The 16,336-nt window shown below is 42.9% G+C and carries 15 protein-coding genes; 5 read left to right on the top strand and 10 right to left on the bottom strand.

Translation table 11 applies throughout. The features are described from left to right. The first annotated feature begins 111 nt into the window (after positions 1-111). On the top strand, positions 112-444 hold the full coding sequence (locus H8744_RS09460) for a helix-turn-helix domain-containing protein (RefSeq protein ID WP_008997282.1): 333 nt from the start codon (positions 112-114) through the stop codon (positions 442-444). Positions 445-496: 52 nt separating this feature from the next. Here the strand turns inward: H8744_RS09460 and H8744_RS09455 are convergent, their stop codons facing one another. From H8744_RS09455 to H8744_RS09415, 9 genes are all read right to left on the bottom strand, one after another. Then, a complete protein-coding gene (locus tag H8744_RS09455) occupies positions 497-1,216 on the bottom strand; it encodes a hypothetical protein (RefSeq protein WP_004315359.1) in 720 nt (239 codons plus the stop codon). A gap of 4 nt (positions 1,217-1,220) precedes the next feature. Next, positions 1,221-2,141 carry a relaxase/mobilization nuclease domain-containing protein gene (locus H8744_RS09450; protein ID WP_049702061.1) on the bottom strand — a complete coding sequence of 307 codons (921 nt, stop codon included), beginning with the start codon at positions 2,139-2,141 and terminating at the stop codon, positions 1,221-1,223. Beyond that, positions 2,107-2,490, bottom strand: coding sequence for a MobC family plasmid mobilization relaxosome protein (locus H8744_RS09445; RefSeq protein ID WP_049702060.1), 384 nt, complete (start codon positions 2,488-2,490; stop codon positions 2,107-2,109). Before H8744_RS09445 ends, H8744_RS09450 begins: the two co-directional genes overlap by 35 nt. Before the next feature lie 145 nt (positions 2,491-2,635). Further along, the gene (locus tag H8744_RS09440; RefSeq protein ID WP_049702059.1) at positions 2,636-3,601 is read right to left on the bottom strand and encodes a DUF8464 domain-containing protein; all 966 of its coding nucleotides are present in this window, start codon (positions 3,599-3,601) and stop codon (positions 2,636-2,638) included. Between the two features lie 164 nt (positions 3,602-3,765). Next, the gene (locus tag H8744_RS09435; RefSeq protein WP_049702058.1) at positions 3,766-4,839 is read right to left on the bottom strand and encodes an AAA family ATPase; all 1,074 of its coding nucleotides are present in this window, start codon (positions 4,837-4,839) and stop codon (positions 3,766-3,768) included. Between the two features lie 5 nt (positions 4,840-4,844). Next, on the bottom strand, positions 4,845-5,132 hold the full coding sequence (locus tag H8744_RS09430; RefSeq protein WP_005802192.1) for a helix-turn-helix domain-containing protein: 288 nt from the start codon (positions 5,130-5,132) through the stop codon (positions 4,845-4,847). A 131-nt stretch (positions 5,133-5,263) separates the two neighbouring features. Then, entirely contained in the window at positions 5,264-6,187 is a 924-nt protein-coding gene (locus H8744_RS09425) for a hypothetical protein (RefSeq protein WP_049702057.1), read from the bottom strand. Positions 6,188-6,298: 111 nt separating this feature from the next. Then, on the bottom strand, positions 6,299-7,492 hold the full coding sequence (locus tag H8744_RS09420) for a site-specific integrase (protein ID WP_004315367.1): 1,194 nt from the start codon (positions 7,490-7,492) through the stop codon (positions 6,299-6,301). A gap of 178 nt (positions 7,493-7,670) precedes the next feature. Then, on the bottom strand, positions 7,671-8,567 hold the full coding sequence (locus tag H8744_RS09415; protein ID WP_262434595.1) for a hypothetical protein: 897 nt from the start codon (positions 8,565-8,567) through the stop codon (positions 7,671-7,673). Between the two features lie 147 nt (positions 8,568-8,714). On the opposite strand from H8744_RS09415, the gene H8744_RS09410 reads away from it, so the two are divergent. The 3 genes from H8744_RS09410 to dnaA all read left to right on the top strand — a co-directional run bounded on the left by H8744_RS09410 (position 8,715) and on the right by dnaA (position 12,629). After that, positions 8,715-9,953: an N-acetylmuramoyl-L-alanine amidase family protein gene (locus H8744_RS09410; RefSeq protein ID WP_262434594.1), complete on the top strand. Its 1,239-nt coding sequence runs from the start codon at positions 8,715-8,717 to the stop codon at positions 9,951-9,953. A gap of 9 nt (positions 9,954-9,962) precedes the next feature. Further along, a complete protein-coding gene (locus H8744_RS09405; RefSeq protein WP_262434593.1) occupies positions 9,963-10,856 on the top strand; it encodes an MlaD family protein in 894 nt (297 codons plus the stop codon). A gap of 351 nt (positions 10,857-11,207) precedes the next feature. Beyond that, positions 11,208-12,629 carry a chromosomal replication initiator protein DnaA gene (gene dnaA / locus H8744_RS09400; RefSeq protein WP_262434592.1) on the top strand — a complete coding sequence of 474 codons (1,422 nt, stop codon included), beginning with the start codon at positions 11,208-11,210 and terminating at the stop codon, positions 12,627-12,629. Positions 12,630-12,727: 98 nt separating this feature from the next. Here the strand turns inward: dnaA and H8744_RS09395 are convergent, their stop codons facing one another. Further along, entirely contained in the window at positions 12,728-13,468 is a 741-nt protein-coding gene (locus H8744_RS09395; protein ID WP_262434591.1) for an NADPH-dependent oxidoreductase, read from the bottom strand. 286 nt (positions 13,469-13,754) lie between these two features. Here H8744_RS09395 and H8744_RS09390 point away from each other — a divergent pair, with 286 nt between their 5' ends. Further along, complete coding sequence (locus H8744_RS09390; protein WP_262434590.1) at positions 13,755-16,292, top strand: adenosylcobalamin-dependent ribonucleoside-diphosphate reductase; 2,538 nt, start codon at positions 13,755-13,757, stop codon at positions 16,290-16,292. The last annotated feature ends 44 nt before the right edge of the window (positions 16,293-16,336 follow it).

The following is a 16,336-nucleotide window of genomic DNA, read 5'->3' as shown; positions in this document are numbered from 1 at the left end:
TTATAGGGGATTCCATTAGTTCCCCCGTAATTTCTTTGCGCCTATTTTCTGAACTTTGCTTCATCAATTGATTGACAGACAAGAATGTATAATCAGAAAAATGAAGCAATCATGTATATAGACAATGACGATTTCAGCGTATGGATGCAGAAGCTGTACGCCAAGCTGGAAGAACTCTGCAAGGATGTACGGGTACTACGCAATGCGGACAAGGTACTACCCGAAGATGACAACCTATTGGATAATCAAGACTTGTGTTTATTATTCAAAGTAAGTATCAAAACTCTGCAACGCTACCGGGCTATCGGTGCGCTGCCTTACTTCACTATCAGCGGAAAAGTGTATTACAAGGCTTCCGATGTCCGGGAGTTTATTAAAGAACGGTTCAGCGTCACCACGCTACGCCAGTTCGAGAAAGAACACTGTACGAAGAAAAAGAAGTGAATCTGAAAAGCCGGAACGGTGAATGTACTTCATCTGTTCCGACTTTCCCCGTTTATGGCTTACCCAACTTATCGGCTTCTTTCTTTAGCTGTTCGGCTTGCTCATTCAACAGCCTTGCACGTTCCAGTGCTTCCGCCTGCTTTTGGATGCGATATTCAAAATCCATCACTGAATCGGTCAAACTTCGGATAAAACCGTTATCCCGTTGCCACTTGAACTTGTTTTCCAGCATATCAAAAGTTTCCCCGTCTGCCTGTCCTTGCATCAGCAAATAGCGGTATTTCATATCGTTGTCCTGCAACTGCTGCATACGTTCAGCCAAACGGACATTCAAGAATATGGAAACGGAACAGACGACCAGCACTGCCGAAAAAACAAACAATCCCGGACGAATCCAAGAAGCGACCTTGTTGTAAATCCGTTGATAGAACGGTAAGGGCGTAGCTTCCTCTTTATCCGTCTTGCAAGAGCCCAAAGTATCAATCATTACCTTGAAACAACGGTAGGTTTCCAATGTTATTTTCTTGGTGTCCTCTATGTTCTTCTGCTGACCTTGCATCCTGCTCCTTATGTCGTCAAGTTGGCTTTGAATAACCCGCAACTTTTCTTCGGGAACAGCCGAATTACTGTGCAGTTCCGACAACGCTTGTTCGATTGCTCCCAGCCGTTCGAGAGTTTCCTCCCGACTGGCTGGCGTTGCCTGTGCTTCCTGCTTCTCTTTCAGTTCCGTAACCATAGAGAGAAGCCCCTCTAAAATCAAATTATCTTCCATGTCTTTACTGTTTAAGTTGTTTTTTCTTTTTCTTCTTCTTTCTCAAATTAAAATTAGGTTCTTCATCCACTGGGGGAGAAGAAGCAGAAAACAGACCGAGTGAACCTGTTATCAACGGACTGTCAGCCTTGTCCGGTGCAGGTGCTTGTTCCCGAACGGGTGCGAAAGTTGTTTGCCGTTGGCTTTCGGCAACATTCATTCCTGCATCCCCGAAACATTTATCCAGTTTGGAAAAACTGAAACTGCGGTCTATCTCCGACCCCTTGAACGTGTATTCGCCTTTGGAAAAGGATATGCCCTGTATCTCGTCAGTCTGTCCCTTTCGTTTGAACTGGATAGTGATACCCTTTTCCGCTAACCTGTGCTGCAACTGCTGCCAGTTACGGGATTTGCCGATTTCATTTTTCACAGCCGTGTAAATCTCGTATTTTGATTTGTCCGGCTCTTTCAATCGGTGCTGCTTCACCTGCTCTTTTCCCTCGGCGAAATAAAGCCCGTGTTTGGCTTTCAGCTTCTTGCATACCTGTTCGTTACGATACATGTCGTTCCTGTCCGAAATGGTCTTGCCGTTATTGTCTATGCGGTTGAACACGATATGCACATGTGGGTGTTCCCGGTCTTGATGGCGCACGATGATATACTGCGTATCGGTGATTTTCATTTCACGCATATACTCCTGCGCAAGCTGTACCATCTTCCCATCTGTCAATTTGGGCGCATCCACTGCCGAATAACTCAACGCAATATGTCCGACAGGCTTTTTCAAGTCGGGATTCATCCCGGTCTGCATACAGAAGCTGTGGATTATATCTCCCCGGCTTTCAGTCAGAACCCCGTCCGCATGAAGCAAAACCGCCTGCTCCTTGCCAAGCACATAGTTCACACAGCCCTTAAACCCGCTTCCCTTTTTTATTTTTCCAATCATCTGACAAATGGTTTATGATTTCAATAATCCGGTTTTTGAGCTTCACCAGTTCCACCGCCACCAGTGCGAAACCTCCGGCATTCGCCCGGTGCGCCAACTGGTTGATGTTGTTGGCTTCCCCTGCCAGTTTGCGGATGGTGTCCGCATCCTGCCTGTTCAGCCGGGGTATGACCTCTACCGAAACAACCGCCTGCCTTACATACTCACTGACACGTAACCCAGCTTCCCCGGCTCGCTTTCTGATGGCGTAATACTGCAACTCGGTCAGTTTCGTACTGACAACCCGTTGCTGCTTCTCTATCCGTTTCTTTGCCGGACGTCCCCCCGGCTTATCCTTTATATTCGTCATAGGTTTTTACATTTAAATGGTATCTTAAAAATTGCGACCAACAGGAGAAATTTTCTTTGCGGTGAGCAAAGCAAGGTAGTTTCGGTTTACCGAAACATAACCTTGCTCTCCAAATAAACCGCCAGCCGTTGGTAGTCCTGCCGGATTAAATGCCCCTGCCTCTCTTTTGTCTTGGGGCGGCACGTTGTCCGGTTTCCTGCTTCGTTTCCTGCACTTGGCTGGCTGCGTTTTTCTGTTCCTGCTTCCTGCCGCACAGATAATCGTTCAAGTCCGAATATCCCCTATAATTGTGCGAGAAGTCACGCACACGGTAGGGGTATTCCAATTCGATAGCCCGTGTCGCTTCATATCCAGCCTTGTCATTGTCAAGCATACAGTGGATGCGTTCATACGGGTACAGCACGTCAATGGCTTTCGACACATTGGCGGTAGAGTTAAGAATGGCATAATCCTGCCTGTCAAGGTCGGGTATGGTCGGACAGTTCCTCATGCGGAGCGTAAGGAAAGAGAGGTAGTCCATGAAACCCTCGAACACCAAACACTTCTCCCTCGGCTCTCCCTGCTGCCGTATATGGGTGATGTCTTTCGGGGCGATGCAGCCTTTGAAAAAGGAATTGCGAACCTCGTAACCTCCTGCCATGTTCGGGAAACCGATAGCAAAGAACGGTCTGCCATTATTGGTAAAATGGAGTTCCTTACATTCTCTTTTTGCCAGTTCGACATTGATACCCCGTCCCTGCAAGTAACGGAGCAATGCCGGATGGGTAAGGTCACGGACTTCCAAATGCTGGAAGCTCGGTTCTGTCCTACGCTGGGGAAAAGAAAAACTGACCGGACGGACGTGCGGTGTCTGTTCCGCTATCCGGTTTAAAAGGTATGGCAGGCTGTCGGAACAATAGAGTTCCTTTGCCAGTGCGATGATGTTACCGCCCTTGCCTGCGCCAAAGTCATACCAAAGGTTGCGGTCAGTGTTCACCTTGAAAGACGGTTCGTGTTCCTCCCTTAACGGTGATTTGTACCATAAACCGTTACCCTGCTGCTTGACAGGAGAGTAACCTAAACTGTGCAGATAGTCTGCGATGGGTATTTGTTTCACATCTTCGATGTTCATAACATTTTCTTTTTTGGGGATAAAAAAAATAGTTGAAAAGTGCGCCAGTCCTGTTTAGTCCGTTATATATACACCCGTACCATACTAAACCTGCCTGTTCCGATACAGGGAAATAGTAAGTCCGTTCCTCTTGTATATACACCCGGACTAAACCAAACTGACTTTTAATAATGGAAATCGGGATTATAGCGGTAGCCCTTGCCCTCTTTCACAATCATGCGCTTGTTCACAAGAAACTTGTTAAGCGACACAAGAACATTGCGTCCACGCTCGTAACCGATACTCGCATAACCCTGTTTCAATGCCGCTATGACATTGGAATAGCCTTGTACCACCTGCTTGCCGAAACCGTTCTCCAACGCTTCCCGGTGTTGCCGTTCAGTCAGTTCCGCAAGCGAAAAGTTCCTGTCCTGCTTAGGTTGTTGGAATACATAATCATCCACGATTTCGGGTAAAGCGTTGTCATTGATACGGAATGCGAACGGGTCAAATTCCCGGTCACGTATGTGCATCGCCTTTACCTCGCTTATGTTGCCGTCCTGCTGGCTTTTCGTGATTTGCAGGACGGTTTCAGCCTTGTTGTTCAGTTCCGTACCGATATGCCCCCTTGTGTTGTCATCCCCCTTATTCAAATGCAGTACAGTGTGGATATGCAGGTTATATCCGCTTGACCAGCGCATCAAGAGGTTGATTAGGTCGGTTGATTCGCTGGGGCTGTTGATGTCATACATCAAGTCACGGATTCCGTCAATGATGAGCAACCCCACATCGGGCATATTTTCAAGCATATAGCCGATAATCTGTTTCCGCTTGTCGGGGGTCTGCTCCCTTAGCACGATGAAAACAAAATCGTCCCTGTCCTTGTCGGTAGGCAGTCCGGCAAGTCGCAAAATACGCTCCATGACCTTATGGCAATGGTATTTGCTCTGCTCGGTATCTACATAGAGGATTTTCCGCTTGTTCGGTGGCAGATATGCCGAATACTTCAGTACCTCGTCATTCTTCAACGCTGCCGCAACGATGGCGGAAATGTTGAATGTCTTTTTGCTCTTGGCTTTTCCTGTGGATGCGCTGAAATTACCCAGCGTGCCAATGGTAGAGCCGTTCACCCAGAGTATTTCGGGCGGCACTTCGTAAGTGTCCGTCACCTTTAGATGGATGGTTTTCCAAAGGGCTGCAAAATCCTCTTTCTGCATGGTGACATCCTGCCCGGCTTCTGTCGCTTTTCTATTTTCCATAGCCGCTATTTCTTTAAGGGACGGTTAAGGATATATTTCTGCGCTTCCTGCTCTATCTGCGCCTGCGTCTTCACCGGGTTCTGACGCAACCACGCTTCTAATTCCGCTTTCTCAAAATAAAGCATTTTGCCCTGCGGCTTGTAATGGGGTATCAAGTTACCCGAAGTCAGCTTGTACAGGTAACTTTTTGAAAGGTTCAAGAACTTGCTCGCTTCATCAAAACTAAGCACATTCTTTGAAAGGAACACTAAATTTTCGAGTTCTGCAACTCGCTTCTCAATACTTGTTTCCATATAACAAAAGTATTTGCGTTAGACAATATGGAGTGCATGCCCTCCAGTTTCTTGTAATCGATTACGGGGGCAAAAGTATTGAGGAATAGCTTGATAGTGGATTAAGCTATGTTTGAGGTATTAACCTATTCTTAAAGTTTTTTCAGTTGTTTGATATAATTGCTGATGGTTACATAATCTTTTTCATGTTCCACCCCTTTTACATAATTGGCGGCTGTGGCTAAATCACCTTGATTCAGATATTTATCTTTCTTTATATTCTTCGTAACAAACAACTTATTCTTTGCTATAACAGATTGCCAGTTAGGTGTTATCAAACCACGATTGCTTAATTCCGAAAAAAGAAAAGCTACCTGCCTGTTGTTATTAGACCTAAATATAACTTTTGGCTTACAGGAAAGTATTGCTTTCAAATCTTCAAAAGTCATAGGAGCATTGAAAATTTCCACTTCATTGATACAATCCACCAACAATGCTATTTGTCTGTCGTTTAAAATAGACTTAAACGGATTTTCTGTTTCAGCAATATGGGAGATAATTTTAGGCTCTTGGCATTTATCTTGAATTGGTTGCGGCTCTTTCTGTTGTGGCTGCATTTCCGCTTGCACCTTACTTTCTTTCTTTTTTCGCAAGTACGCAGAATATTTTTCCAATACAACAGTTTTAACTATTACAGAAAAATAAGGCAGTTCTTCATCATAAACCGTATTATCTTGCTCATACCGGGAATAATCAAATGAAAGAGGATTAAACGACATGTATTTTCTTTTCTCATCGGATTTCAAGGATTCATAAAAACCGCTTTCCCAAAAGAAATCAGATACAGAATAAAAATATTGAATATCATTCAACACAGAATAACGAATATATAACTGCACCAACTCATCAGTGGTACGAACATATTCTTGCTGTTCCAGTTTATCAGCCTGTTCTGCGTCGAAATATAAGGACTTAGAGGCAATATTATCTATCATAACTTGGCTGGCATGATTGATACAGCGATTGAATATACCTTGTATATGGTCGAATTTTATTTTCAGTTCTTCTTCTGTCATAATAATCTATGTTTCAGTTAGTAGAAACAAAGATATATTTTTCCGGCTAAACAAAGACAAAAAAAGAAAGAAAGTACGGTAACTGTGATATAACCATACTTTCTTTTTAAATCAGTCCGTCAAATTCGGTATCAAACTTATAGCTTCTTCTTTTTTCTTATCGACAATCTTCGCATAAATTTGAGTTGTGGCAATATTTTTATGTCCTAACAATTTGCTAACTGTGTACAAGTCAGCCCCCAATGTAAGCATCATGGTAGCATGGGTATGCCGGGCAACATGAAACGAGATATGCTTAATAATCCCTGCGTCTTTCGCCCATTTTTGAAGTATTTTATTTATAGTTCCCTCATGCGTCAAAGGAAAAATCAAATCATCGCCTTTTGCTTCATTTTGTTGCGGCAACCACTTTAACGCTTCATCGGATATAGGCAGATAAAGCGGTTCTTTTGTTTTCTGCATCTTTATTTCAATTCTTATTCTTTCACCGCTTTTCTGCAAATCGTTCCACTTCAATTTTCTTATATCGCTTACACGCAGCCCACACAAACAACTGAAAAGAAAGGCTTGTTTCATTATCTCATACTTGCACTCTGTCCCGATAAGCCGCTTCAATTCCTCTATTGTCAAATACTCCCTGCGGCTGACTTCCGCTTTTACCTTACTGGCAAAATCAAACTCTTTCGTTGGATTGACCGTAATAATCCCCTCTTTATAGGCTCTATTTATAGCGGTACGCAGCACCCCATAGTAAGCAATAACGGAATTATTACTTAATACACCCCCAGCCTTTAACAAACCAAACTTGCTTGCTTTCTTCGCTTGTTTCAAGAAATCCACAAAGCTATTTAAGAAGTCCTTATCTATATCACGAAAAGCTATGTAATCCCCTCTGAACAACTTTAGTTCACGGATGGTATTACCAACAGTCTTTTCATAGTTCAAGCTGCCACGTTCTTTAGATTGGCTTCTCATGTTCATTAAATAATCAATCACATTCGCTTTTGACTTGTTGGTGTTCTGAAAACCGTGTGCATCATTTTGTAACTCCACTATCCTCTTACTCTGAATCGCTTTTGCAAGAGCCAATGTAGCTTCGTTCTTCGCCTTATCCTCCCTCGTTTTTTCGGGTATAAGGTACAACTTCAAAAATTCATATTGCCGTTTACCGCCAACATAATTTTCTTTTCTAATAACATCACCTGTATAATAGTCCAAATAAATAGACTGGTTGCCATTGGCAAGCTGCTTGAATCTAATCCTTACAGGTTCTTTCAATTTAACTTCTTGTTTTTTCTTCGCCATAATTATGTTCTTATTTTGTTACCGATACAAATATAGCGATTTGTTTTGTTACTCCAATGAATACGGGTAACAAAATAGTAACAAAATAAAGGCATTTATTAGACTAAACAAGAAAACAAGGAAAATAAAGGAAATTACACTCAATAAACATAAAATACTAAATACCAATATCTTATATTTAATATTTTATCTCATTTTTTCTCTTTTTCCACAACTGACAGCTGTTGATGATGTTCTGCCACAGGACATAACTTCCCGGCCCAACGGACGAAAGAGGATTGAGATAAGTATGCGCCATCCAAATGGCAAGAATCGTATTCTTCTGTCCAAGAGCCTGGCCTCCGCTGATACGGTCATCATAAATGCTCCCCAACGTCTTCCCCAGAAAAAACTGCACACAACAAGCAACCAAAGCAGCCAATGCAATCAGAATTTCCGTCCATCCGTCCGCTGGATCGTTTATCAGTGACGAAAGAGTCTGCGCTGTCACAATTGCCAACGAAACGGCCCATAAATAAAAAGCAAGTTCATGATAAGCCAATAATGCATGATGCACCCTCGGAACGAACTTCTGCAACAACCAAGCAGTCAGAAAAGGACAGATAAGCAATGGAAACACTTTGCTGAGAATCAAAAAGAATGAATCCCAAAAACTGATATCGGCATGGGCTTCAATCAACGGAAAGATGATCGGAACGGCAATCGCAGCACCGATATTGCCAAGTAACGTATAAGTAGTCAAACTGGCGGCACTCCCCCCCAATTTGGAAGTGATTACCGCTGCGGCCGTAGCCGTAGGACAAATAATGCAGACCATCGCCCCCTCTGCAACGATTTTATTAAACCGGCAAAGCAGCAGATAGACGGCAACCGATCCGAATATCTGGATCATAAGTAACCAAAGATGAAGAAGTTTTGGCTTCAGATCCTGCGGAGACACCTTACAGAAAGTTAGTAACAACATGGTAAATATAAGTATCGGTGTCAGAAAAGAGAGACTGATAAAAAACGGATAACCGATTGCCCCCGCCAACATGGCGATAGGCAATGTCCAATTCTTCAAGAACTTAAGCATCTTCAAATTGTTTATTATTCAGAGATGCAAAGTAACAACGAATCATTGAAACAATCACCATGGAATATGGAAAAAAACTCAAAACTTAATAGGGAATAGCGAGTTTTCAACAAAATTCTGCTACATTTGCACCGTCATTACAATAAGATGAAACGTCATAGACCCAACATATTATTACTATCAGTCTGCCTTTGGCTACTCAGCTCCCCGCTCTGCATCGGTAGCACATGGGCTAAAGACTTTGTTGTCGTGATCGATGCCGGACACGGTGGTCATGACCCGGGAGCCATAGGCAAAATCTCGAAAGAGAAGAATATCAACCTGAATGTTGCACTCAAACTGGGAAATCTGATAAAACAAAACTGCAACGATGTGAAAGTGATATACACTCGCACCAAGGATGTCTTCATCCCTTTGGACAGACGTGCCGAAATTGCCAATAACGCCAAAGCCGACCTGTTTATATCTATTCATACAAATGCACTAGCCAATAACCGGAGCGCCAAAGGAGCCTCGACTTGGACGTTAGGTCTCGCCAAATCGGATGCCAACCTGGCAGTGGCACAACGGGAAAACTCGGTGATACTTTATGAAAGCGACTATCAGACACGTTATGCAGGCTTCAACCCCAATTCCGCTGAGTCTTATATCATATTCGAGTTCATGCAGGACAAATATATGGAACAAAGCGTACATTTGGCCTCTTTGGTCCAGAAACACTTCCGCCACACTTGCAAGCGGGAAGACCGAGGCGTGCATCAAGCAGGATTCCTCGTCTTGAAAGCAAGTGCCATGCCAAGCATATTGGTTGAACTTGGATTCATCTCTACGCCAGAAGAAGAACGATACCTTAATACAGAAGCAGGATCGAATACCATGGCAAAAGGTATCTATCATGCTTTCCTAACTTATAAAAGGGAACACGAAATCCGTCTGACCGGTACAAGCCGCACAATTATTCCTGCTGAAACGGATGAAGAAAATGCTGAAAACGAACCGGTCATTGCCAACCAAAGTGAAAGCAAATCCGACATTCCCTCTCCGAAAAAAACTTTAACGGCACAAGCAGAGCCACAGCGCCCGATTCCCGTGGAGAACGGAACAATTGATGAAGAGATAACGTTTAAAATACAAATATTGACCTCTTCAAGTCCCCTGACGAAAAGTGACAAACGACTGAAAGGACTGAAGAATGTAGATTATTATAAAGAAGGAGGATTATACAAATACACTTACGGTGCTTCTCCCAACTATAATAAAGTGCTACAAACCAAACGTTCTATTACTGATAAATTCAAAGACGCTTTTATCATCGCCTTCCGTAACGGGGAGAAAATGAATATCAACGCAGCAATCGCAGAATTCAAAAAGAAACGAAATAAATAGAAGACAGTGATGAAATACATTACAAAAGAAGTCCGTATAGGAATTGCAGGAATCGTTGCCCTGTTTATACTTGTTTACGGTATCAACTACCTGAAGGGGATCAACATGTTCAAACCTTCAAGCTATTTCTATGTTAAATTCCATAATGTAAACGGACTGGCCAAGTCGAGTCCCGTATTTGCCGACGGTGTACGTGTCGGGATCGTACGCGACATTTATTACGATTATAGCCAACCTGAGAATGTAATTGTAGAAGTAGAACTGGATACCGAATTACGTATTCCGAAAGGCAGCTCTGCCGAACTGGTAACCGAATTGATGGGTGGCGTCCGAATGAACATTCTATTAGCCAATAATCCACGGGAAAAATATGCCGTTGGCGATACTATTCCAGGTAGCCTAAGCAATGGGATGATGGAAAGTGCAGCCGCGTTAATCCCCCAAATTGAAAAGATGTTGCCTAAATTGGACTCAATCATGACTTCCCTCAACACGATCTTGTCTGATCAAAGCATTCCCGCTACTTTACATTCAGTGGAAAAGATGACTGCTAACCTAGAAGAAGCCAGCGGACAGTTTAAAGTCTTGATGAAAAGGGACATACCTCAACTTACCGGTAAACTGAACACACTTGGAGACAACTTTATTGCCATCAGCAGCAACCTGAAAGAAATTGACTATGCCAACACTTTCAAAGAAATTGAGCAAACGCTGAATAACGTAAAAATAATTACAAATAAGCTGAATAGCAAAGACAATACTGTAGGATTGTTACTAAACGATCCACAATTATATAACAACTTGAATGCAACAACAGCCAATGCTGCCAGCTTATTGGAAGACCTGAAAGAACATCCGAAACGGTATGTACACTTCTCGTTATTCGGTAAAAAAGACAAGTAGAAAATGACCGTTAAATAGAATTCATCTAAATAATAGATATCATAGTTAGCAGTGTCAAATATTTCGGAAAGTCCATAGACAGACTGAGATAAATAAATAATAGGGAATCTTAGATTGAACCAATAACCCTTACTCGATAGCAGCTTAATAATCTTATAAACAAGGTATTATAAAAATGCAATAGCCCCTTCACTGGGGCTATTTTATCGGATTATCATAAGTTACTGAAAGTAAAGGCATTATTATTTTGATGAGAAATACAAGAAAAAAGGGATTTGTTTTTCTCGAATAAGATTCCCAATTTTGCAACCGTAGAAGTTTTGCTTTATTAATAAATGTATTATAGCCGTTATGAGTGAATCCAACCATGTCGGACTGTGGAACCGCTGTCTTGATATCATAAAAGACAATGTTCCGGATTCGACATACAAAACTTGGTTTGTCCCCATTGTTCCGTTAAAATATGAGGACAAAACGTTAATCGTACAGGTACCCAGCCAGTTCTTCTATGAATTTCTGGAAGATCAGTTCGTGGACCTGCTGCGGAAAACGTTGTATAAAGTCATAGGCGAAGGCACCAAGTTGATGTATAACGTAATGGTTGACAGGACTTCAGTGCCCAATCAAACGGTAAACCTTGAAGCCAGCAACCGCTCAGTGGCTGTGCCACAAAGTGTAATTCGCAATGGTGGCAATAAAGCCCCCAATCTGTTACATGCACCGGCACCACAAGATTTGGATCCACATTTGAATCCTAATTACAACTTCGAGAATTTCATTGAGGGATATAGCAACAAACTGTCAAGAAGCGTGGCCGAGGCCGTAGCCCAAAATCCGGCAGGTACAGCCTTCAATCCTCTGTTTTTACACGGTGCTTCAGGGGTAGGCAAAACTCATCTTGCGAATGCCATCGGAACCAGGATAAAGGAATTATACCCCGAAAAAAGAGTCCTGTACGTATCTGCACATCTTTTTCAAGTGCAGTACACTGATTCTGTCCGCAATAATACTACGAACGATTTCATTAACTTCTACCAAACAATCGACGTACTGATCATAGATGATATTCAGGAATTTGCAGGTGTAACAAAAACGCAGAACACGTTCTTTCACATCTTTAATCATCTTCATCAAAACGGCAAACAACTGATACTGACTTCCGACCGCGCTCCTGTATTGCTACAGGGAATGGAAGAGCGTCTTTTGACACGTTTTAAATGGGGCATGGTAGCCGAACTGGAAAAGCCTACCGTAGAACTGCGTAGAAACATTCTTCGCAACAAGGTTCACCGGGACGGATTACAGTTCCCACCTGAAGTAATAGACTATATCGCTGAAAACGTCGATGAAAGCGTTCGCGACTTAGAAGGTATCGTCATAGCCATCATGGCGCGGTCAACCATCTTCAACAAGGATATAGACTTGGACTTAGCGCAGCATGTGGTTCGCGGTGTGGTACGCAATGAAACGAAAACTATCAGTATCGAAGACATATTAAGCACAGTCTGCAAACATTTTGGTTTGGAGGGAAATGCCATTCATACAAAGTCAAGGAAAAGAGAGGTTGTTCAAGCACGTCAAGTAGCCATGTATCTCGCTAAAAACTATACCGATTATTCTACCTCGAAAATCGGTAAATTTATCGGAAACAAGGATCATGCAACCGTACTTCATGCTTGCAAAACCGTAAAAGGGCAATGCGAAGTAGATAAAAGTTTCCGTTCCGATCTAGAGAGTATAGAAGCATCCTTAAAGAAAAAAGGCACCAATTAAGCAAGTATCCTCTTTCTCCATTCAATTCAAAACGGTACAAACTAACCTACTTATTTTTAGAAACAGCATTAGTCTGTACCGTCTGTACGGTGAGATTACTAGATAAATCCCTGCTGGCGTAAGACTTTCAAAAGATTTTCAGACATGAATTCATTATCTTTCTTTGTATACCGGACATCCGTAAATACCTGCGCCAATGTTTCTTTATTATTCTCCTCTATAAACTGCTTGTTTTCGGGCAAAGACTCTTTATAGGCATATAGTCTATCAATATCTGCTTCCGTGTAATCATGATACCGTTCTGTATGAACGGCAGCCTCCACAGGCAAACGATCTACTTGTGCAGGAATACCATCGGGATAACCGACCGTTACGGTAGTTACCGGAAATACAAGTTCTGGCAATTGCAGGACATCTATGATCATTTGTGGATTATAGGTGGTAGTTCCCAAATAGCAAATCCCCAAACCAGCCTCTTCAGCCAATGTACAAAAAGTCTGTGCCACCAATAAAGTATCCATCGCTGCATTCATAAAAGACATCAGATTATTATATCCCGGCACCGCCTTTCGCTGCTCACACCATTTAGTAAAACGGTGAAAATCTGCGCAAAATGTAAGCACTACCGGTGCCCCTTTGACCATTGGCTGGTTGAAATGTGCCGGAGAAAGTTTCTCCTTCATTTCAGTATCACGTGTGACAATGACGCTGTAAAGCTGCATTCCCCCCATTGTAGAGGCGCGGAAAGAAGTCTCAAGCAAATCATTTAACAAATCAGAGGAAATATCTTTTTGTAAGTACTTCCTAATCGTTCTCCTGTTCTTAACTATCTCAATCATCACTTTTTTTATTGCAAAGATACGAAAAGAAAATCTATTCCACCATCTTCATAAAATAGATTAATTTTCTTTTTGGAAAACTTCAAGCCATGAACAAACGAATCATCCAATTGTTTTTCAATTGCTTACCATTTGAAAGCGGAAAACTTTTGATTGATCAACAAATAATCCCGTTTTTATTTTGATAAACCAAAAAACATTCATAGCTTTGCAGTCACGTTTGTTAATGATAAGCACTCTTCTACACATAATACTTATTTATAAAGGAATTTAAGACACTTTCATCGTGGATAAACAAATCTATTCTTACGAAGAAGCTTTTGAAGAATCTTTACGATATTTTCAAGGCGACGAACTGGCAGCGAGGGTTTGGGTAAACAAATACGCAGTCAAAGACTCTTTCGGGAACATCTATGAAAAGTCTCCGGAAGATATGCATTGGAGAATTGCCAATGAAGTGGCACGCATCGAATCTAAGTATCCTAGCGGACTTAGTGCTGAAGAACTTTTCAAGTTGTTAGATCACTTTAAATACATTGTTCCCCAAGGTAGCCCGATGACGGGTATCGGTAACAATCATCAGGTGGCATCACTTTCTAACTGCTTCGTAATCGGTGTGGACGGCTCTGCCGACTCTTATGGCGCGATCATCAAAATCGATGAAGAACAGGTGCAACTGATGAAAAGACGCGGTGGCGTAGGTCACGACCTCTCGCACATCCGACCGAAAGGATCACCGGTAAAGAATTCAGCACTGACTTCTACAGGACTGGTACCCTTCATGGAACGTTATTCCAATTCTACCAGGGAAGTTGCACAAGACGGTCGTCGTGGTGCTTTAATGTTAAGCGTTTCCATCAAACATCCGGATTCAGAAGCGTTTATTGACGCAAAAATGACAGAAGGAAAAGTGACGGGTGCCAATGTATCGGTCAGAATGGATGATGCCTTCATGCAAGCAGCCATAGATGGAAAGCCCTATGTACAGCAATATCCTATCGACTCGGCCAATCCGACAACCACCAAAGAGATCGATGCTTCCACTTTATGGAAGAAGATCGTGCATAACGCATGGAAATCAGCCGAACCTGGTGTGTTGTTCTGGGATACTATTATCCGCGAATCCGTACCGGATTGCTATGCAGACTTGGGCTATAAGACAATATCAACCAATCCCTGTGGCGAAATACCTTTGTGCCCTTATGATTCTTGCCGCTTATTAGCAATAAATCTATATTCATATGTAGTCAATCCTTTCAAACCGGATGCCTATTTTGACTTTGACTTGTTCAAAAAACATGTGATACTGGCTCAACGCATCATGGACGACATCATCGATCTGGAACTTGAAAAGATCGAGCGAATCATGGAGAAGATCGACACCGATCCCGAAACAGACGAAGTGAAACGCACCGAACGCGATCTTTGGAGTAAGATATATAAGAAGAGCGGTCAGGGAAGACGTACCGGTGTAGGCATTACAGCCGAAGGAGATATGCTTGCCGCCCTCGGACTGCGTTACGGAACAGAAGAAGCCACGGAATTCTCTGAAAAGATCCATAAGACAGTAGCACTCGGGGCTTATCGTTCATCGGTAGAAATGGCTAAAGAACGCGGAGCTTTCGAGATTTACGACACAGAACGCGAGAAGAACAATCCATTCATTAATCGTCTTCGTGAGGCTGATCCTGAATTGTATAAGGATATGGTTAAGTTCGGCCGCCGCAATATTGCATGCCTTACAATCGCACCTACCGGAACCACAAGCTTGATGACGCAGACCACCTCGGGCATTGAGCCGGTATTCCTACCCGTATACAAACGCCGTAGAAAAGTAAATCCGAATGACACAAACGTGCGTGTGGACTTCGTAGACGAAACAGGAGATGCATTTGAAGAATACATCGTATTCCACCATAAGTTCGTTACTTGGATGGAAGCCAACGGGTATGATCCGGCCAAACGTTACTCTCAAGATGAGATTGACGAACTGGTAGCCAAATCACCTTATTATAAAGCTACTTCCAATGATGTGGACTGGCTGATGAAGGTCAAGATGCAAGGTCGTATCCAAAAGTGGGTAGATCACTCTATCAGCGTGACTATCAATCTGCCGAATGATGTAGACGAAGATTTGGTAAACCGCCTATACGTCGAAGCATGGAAATCGGGCTGTAAAGGTTGCACGGTATATCGTGACGGCTCGCGTTCGGGGGTGCTGATTTCGGCCAAACCGGAGAAGAAAAACGAGCTACCTCCTTGCAAGCCACCCACGGTAGTCGAAACCCGTCCCCCCGTACTCGAGGCCGATGTAGTGCGCTTCCAAAACAATAAGGAGAAATGGGTAGCCTTAGTAGGTCTGCTCGATGGCCATCCTTATGAAATATTTACCGGTTTGCAAGATGACGATGAAGGCATATTTATTCCAAAGAGCGTTGTTAGCGGACGTATCATCAAGAATGTAGATGAAAACGGAAACAAACGTTACGACTTCCAGTTCGAGAACAAGCGCGGATATAAAATGACCATCGAAGGCCTGTCGGAGAAATTCAATAAGGAATATTGGAACTACGCTAAACTGATCTCCGGAGTGCTTCGTTATCGAATGCCTATTGAGCAGGTAATCAAACTGGTAGGTTCATTGCAATTAGACAGCGAAAACATCAATACCTGGAAGAACGGTGTGGAACGTGCCTTGAAAAAATACATCACGGACGGCACGGAGGCTAAAGGAAAGAGATGCCCGAACTGTGGAAACGAAACACTCGTTTACCAGGAAGGTTGCCTGATCTGCACGACATGCGGAACTTCCAGATGCGGTTAGACATCCGGCAACCAATCATCCAAAAGGAACCTTCGGGTTCCTTT

Origin of the sequence: Jilunia laotingensis, assembly GCF_014385165.1 — a bacterium.
In the GTDB taxonomy this organism is placed as follows: Bacteria; Bacteroidota; Bacteroidia; order Bacteroidales; family Bacteroidaceae; genus Bacteroides; species Bacteroides laotingensis.
The sequence above is the reverse complement of the archived record's forward strand: the minus strand, read 5'-3'. Positions and strand labels throughout refer to the sequence as shown.